The 5223-nt window shown below is 68.2% G+C and carries 2 protein-coding genes and 2 pseudogenes; 3 read left to right on the forward strand and 1 reads right to left on the reverse strand.

The genetic code is table 11. The features are described from left to right. Window positions 1–43 precede the first annotated feature (43 nt). Window positions 44–607: a maltokinase N-terminal cap-like domain-containing protein gene (locus D471_RS0131270; protein ID WP_026128266.1), complete on the reverse strand. Its 564-nt coding sequence runs from the start codon at window positions 605–607 to the stop codon at window positions 44–46. A gap of 1294 nt (window positions 608–1901) precedes the next feature. Between D471_RS0131270 and D471_RS37245 the strand changes: the two are divergent. The 3 genes and pseudogenes from D471_RS37245 to D471_RS0131285 form a co-directional block, all read left to right on the forward strand. Continuing rightward, window positions 1902–2649 (forward strand): annotated as a pseudogene (locus tag D471_RS37245) (SDR family oxidoreductase). 82 nt (window positions 2650–2731) lie between these two features. After that, window positions 2732–4008 (forward strand): annotated as a pseudogene (gene aroA / locus D471_RS42240) (3-phosphoshikimate 1-carboxyvinyltransferase). Continuing rightward, the coding region (locus D471_RS0131285; RefSeq protein ID WP_017602258.1) for an alkaline phosphatase family protein at window positions 4005–5223 on the forward strand (1219 nt) is incomplete at its 3' end. The pseudogene aroA and the gene D471_RS0131285, both read left to right, overlap by 4 nt.

Raw genomic sequence — 5223 nt, forward strand, 5'->3', positions numbered from 1 at the left:
TGACACCGATCACTGACCCGGACGAACGTTTCCGGCCACAGCACTAGGTGAGCGCCGCGAGCACCACCTGTTCATCGCCCCACCGGGCGCGAAGCCGGCGCCGCCCTTCGGGTTCACGGTCGAGGACGTACGGGAGCAGCACCTGACCGCCGGGGCCCGTGCCGGCACCACCGGCATCGGCCCCGGATTCGGTGGAGACCAGGACCTGCTGTGCCCTCCGCTCCACCATCCGGCCGTCCTCCCAGACCTCCATCTCAGCCTGCTCCTGCTCACCGGTCAGGGCCCGCCGATAGCACGCGACGGCCACCTCGTCCTCGGTCCCGTCGTAGACCCAGCGTGTTCCCAGAGTGGAATGCTCCATGGTTCCCACGAGGTGGTCGTCATGGCCGTACAGTGGCGCGCCCCTGTAGGTCAACGGCAGGTGGATGAGACGGTCTCCGCGCCGGAGCAGGAACGCCTCCACCCCGACCTCACCCGCCGGATCGTCGAATCTGTACTTTCCGAGCACCTGGTCACGTCCTCGGCCCGCCCACGGACGGCCGTCCAGCCAGGCTCCGATCAAAGTCATTTTACTCGGTGTGACACTGGCCTTGTGAATGATCGCCATGTGCATCAGTGTCCAACATCGAACTCCAGGGAGGGATACCGCCCCCCGTGTCCGATTCCGGCCATCTCATGGAGACCCCGGTTGCGCCGTGGATTCTGATCGCCGAAAATATTTATTCTGGGCATACGTACACCCGCCACACAGCCATCGCCCGTGCGTGAAACCAGTGTGCCACCTTACCCGTTGCCGGGAAACTCCGGCAGGGCCACGCGGACCGACAGTCCAGAGAATGACACGCACTCGGCCATCAGCAGTGAAACACAAGAGATCGGATGACCCCACCAAACCCATAGGGTGACGATAGATCACATGAAGTCATCACTGCTGCTCAGAAAACTCGTTCCCCTCCCCAGATACGGCCCGTCGAGAAGATGCCTCAGTAGCGACTGAGGAATTCCTCAGTCGGACGGCAGCCGACCGCGCACCGAGGCAGGCCCGGAGGGCCCGCGCCCTGACTCCGCCCCCACCGAAGAACCGGCCGCTGGCTTCGAGGTTCGCGCGCCGCGGGAATCCGCGCCTCCGCCAGGCCCTCGCCTTCTTTTCCCATCATCAGGGACCTGCCGCGCAAGGATGGCCGACATTCCACCACGAACAGCATCAAAGCGACATTTTGCACCCCCACCCTTCCGTGCCGCCGCCGTCCCACATAGGCCGCCACCGCCCCTTCGGCAACGACCTCCGGCCGTCGCGTTGACAGCACTTCCAGCGATTTATACTTTTCCCTTCGCGCCCTGCTCGCAGGGTGAATTTCCGAACCGAAGCTCCGTTGACAGACACCCCCATGACCGGGTCAAATAACCGCGGAGAAAACAGACGAGAGGGAAAATAAATCGATGACGAGCGCCTCCGATAAATCTGGCCCACGCCACCAGGAAATAGCACACGATCCACTTGACACCGAGAGTCTGTCGGCCTGCACGGAGAATGCTCTGGACCTGTCCGACGTTCTCTCACCGGCGGCCTCCACATCGGCCCCGGCCCTGGGGGGCGGCCTGAGGAGTTCCCTCCGCACAGCACCGCACGGACTCGCGCGCACACCACACACGCCGACCCGCCTGCTCGGCGTGCACAATCCCACCTCGGCTCCGGTGGCCTTCACCCTCGCCGACCACTTTCCCGACGTATCCACGGGCGAGGCCCACGCAGTCTTCCTCGGGGGATCGGTCGACACCTCGGGGCGAAGCCGAACGGACCTCCGTTTCCTCCTTCAGCCGGGGGCCCATGTGTGGTTGGCCCAGACCAAGGCACCGCTTTCCTCTCCCACACCGCCCGATCCAAAAAGGGCGGCGAACCGATGAGCCCTGCCCCGAAGGACGCTCAACGGACCGCGCTCATCACCGGCGCCGGAAGCGGAATCGGCGCGGCCACCGCCCACCGGCTGGCCGCCGAGGGNNNNGGGCGCTCTGGAACAGGTGGCCAAGCGCATCACGGCGGACGGGATGACGGCCGACGTCCAGCCCATGGATGTCACCGATCCGTCGGCCATCGCGACCGTCGTCGACGGCCTGGTCCGCTGCGACGTCCTCGTCAACAACGCCGGGGGCGCCATCGGGACCGAGGAGGTCACCGACGCCGACCCCTCCGACTGGCGCACCATGTTCGAGACGAACGTCATGGGAGCCCTCTCCACCACGCAGGCCCTGCTCCCGCTCCTCACCGAGAGCGGCGACGGGACCATCATCCTCATCTCCTCCACCGCCGCCTTCACCGTCTACGAGGGAGGCGGCGGGTACAGCGCCGCCAAACACGCCGAACACGCCCTGGCCGGGACCCTGCGCATGGAACTGTGCGGCCAGCCCGTGCGCGTCGTCGAGATCGCCCCCGGCATGGTCCACACCGAGGAGTTCTCCCTCAACCGCTACCGCGGAGACACCGATCGCGCCGCGGCCGTCTACGCGGGGGTCGACCGACCCCTCGTGGCCGAGGACATCGCCGACGCGGTCGCCTGGACGGTCACCCGTCCCTCCCACGTGAACGTCGACTTCCTCGTCATGCGCCCACGCGCCCAGGCCGCGCAGCACAAGGTCCACCGGCAGGGCTGACCGCCTCCCGCGGTCCCCGCTCCCACCTCCCCTCGACCCAAGGATGGACACAGCCGTGACACGACCGACCCGCAACCCGATCATGGACCTCCCCGAGGTCGGCATCACTCCCGTCAAGGATGTCGACGCCACAGTCCCCGTCGTCGGATCGAAGAGCTACACCAACCGGTTCCTGACGATCGCGGGACTGGCCTCCGAACCGACCGTCCTGCGCCACGCCCTGCACTCACAGGACACCCTGCTCCTGGCCGAGGCCCTGCGTTCCTTCGGACACGTGGACGTCGAAGCCGACGCCGGCGACGAGACCTTCTCCGTGATCCCCAACGGGCGTCCCATGCGCGCACCCGACACCGACATCGACATGGGGAACGCGGGCACGCCGATCCGCTTCCTGATCACCATGTCGGCCCTCGCGGAGGGTCGAACGGTTCTGACGGGGAACAAGCGCATGCGCGAGCGACCCATGGGCCACCTCCTGGAAGCGCTCCGCTCGCTCGGCGTCGAGGCCCGCAGCACCGAAGGGAACGGCTCACCGCCGATCGAGATCGGCGGGGGGNCTTCGCCCGTATCGACGGAACCGTGAGCAGTCAGTTCACGAGCAGCCTGCTCATCAGCTCGGCCGGAACGGAGCTGGGCCTCGAGCTCGTCGTGGACGGAGACCCCGTCTCCAAGCCCTACATCGACATGACGATCGCCGCGATGGCCGCCGCCGGGGTCCCCCTCTGGCGGTCGGGGTACGAGCGCTACGCCGTACCGGGTGCCGCACGCTACCGCGGAGGCGACATCACGGTGGAACCCGACGCCTCCGGCATGTCCTACTTCCTCGCGGCCGCCGCGATCACCGGCGGGAGGGTCACCATCCCCGGAATCAACTCGGACTCCGTCCAGGGGGACGTCGGCCTGGTCACCGCCTTCGCCGACATGGGGTGCTCCACCAGCTCCGACCCCACCGGCACCACGCTCACGGGCGGACCGCTCACCGGAATCGACATCGACATGTCGAACATGCCCGACGTCGCCCCCACCCTGGCCGTCGTCTCCGCCTACGCCCGAGGCACGACACACATCACCGGAATCGGCAACCTGCGTGTCAAGGAGTGCGACCGGATCGACGCGGTCAGCACCGAACTCCGGAAGATGGGCGTCTCCGTCGACACCACCGAGGACACGATGACGGTCCACGGCGGCGGGGAGCCCCAGGGGGCGGTGATCGACACCTACGACGACCACCGGATCGCCATGGCCTTCGCCGTGGCGGGCCTGCGCACCCCCGGTGTCATCATCCGTGATCCCGCGTGCGTCACCAAGTCCTTCCCCGACTTCTGGGATCGCTTCGAGTCCCTGCGAGGTGGCCGGTGACCGCCCTCGCGCCGGGCGTACTGCTCGTCCTCGACGGGTGGGGCCACACGGACCCCGGACCCGCGAACGCCCTCACCGCCGCACACACCCCCGTTCTCGACGACCTCACCCGCGGACGCGGCGGACGGTTGCTCGACGCCTCCGGAAGCGCCGTCGGCCTTCCGGAGGGAACCGTGGGCAACTCGGAGACCGGCCACCTCGTCATGGGGGCGGGCCGTGCCGTGGAATACGACAGCCTGCTCGTCGAACGCGAGGTGCGTTCGGGCGGCCTGCGCTCCCACCCCCTGCTGTGCGACGTGTGCGGAGAACTCGCGTCGAACGGGGGAACCCTCCACCTGGTGGGACTGTGCTCGGACGGACGGATCCACTCCGACATCGACCATCTGCCCGAGATCCTTCGGGCCGCCTGGAACACCGGGCTCCACCGGGTGCGGATCTGGGCGATCACCGACGGTCGGGACGTGGCCGACGGCACGGCCGGGCACTACCTGTCGCGGCTGGAGGCCATGACCGGTGACCGGGGGATCGGCGCGGTCTCCGGGGTGGTCGGGCGCGACTACGCGATGGACAAGAGCGGAAAGGACCACCTGACGGCCGCGGCCGTGCGGCTGCTCCTCGAAGGCGAGGCGATACGCACCGTCGCCACCGCCGAAACCGCCGTACCTCTCACAGGCGGGGNNNNGTCCGTGACCGGTGTCTCGGGGCGTCCGGCACGTGTCGAGGACGGCGACTGCGTCCTGTTCACCAACTTCCGTAGCGACCGGACGGCCCCGCTGGCGGACATGGTCGCGGATGGGCTCGCCGAGAGCGGTCGCACACGGGTTCGCCTGCTCAGCCTCGCCCAGTACGACACGAGCGCCGAGATCCCAGCGCTCGTCCCACGGGCGGACGCCTCGGGCGGTCTCAGCGATGTGCTCGAAACCGCCGATGCGCGGACATTGCGCGTCGCGGAGCCGGAGAAGTTCGAGCACGTCACCTTCTTCCTCAACGGCCGCGACGCCCGCCCCAGGGCGGGGGAGGAGCACCACAGGGTCACCGGCGCTCCTGACGGGCCGGTCCACGAGCACCCGGAGATGAACGCCGCGGGAGTGGCCGAGACCGTGGCGGAGGCATGCGCCCGTGATGACATCGACCTCACCGTGGCCAACCTCGCCAACATCGACGTGGTCGGGCACACCGGGAACCTCGACGCCACACGGCGGGCCGCCGAGTCCG

The organism is Nocardiopsis lucentensis DSM 44048 (assembly GCF_000341125.1).
Classification (GTDB): Bacteria; Actinomycetota; Actinomycetes; order Streptosporangiales; family Streptosporangiaceae; genus Nocardiopsis; species Nocardiopsis lucentensis.

Excerpts from the sequence above, each read along its gene's own strand:
- D471_RS0131270 (WP_026128266.1), bottom strand. The coding sequence starts at position 607 with ATGGCGATCATTCACAAGGCCAGTGTCACACCGAGTAAAATGACTTTG.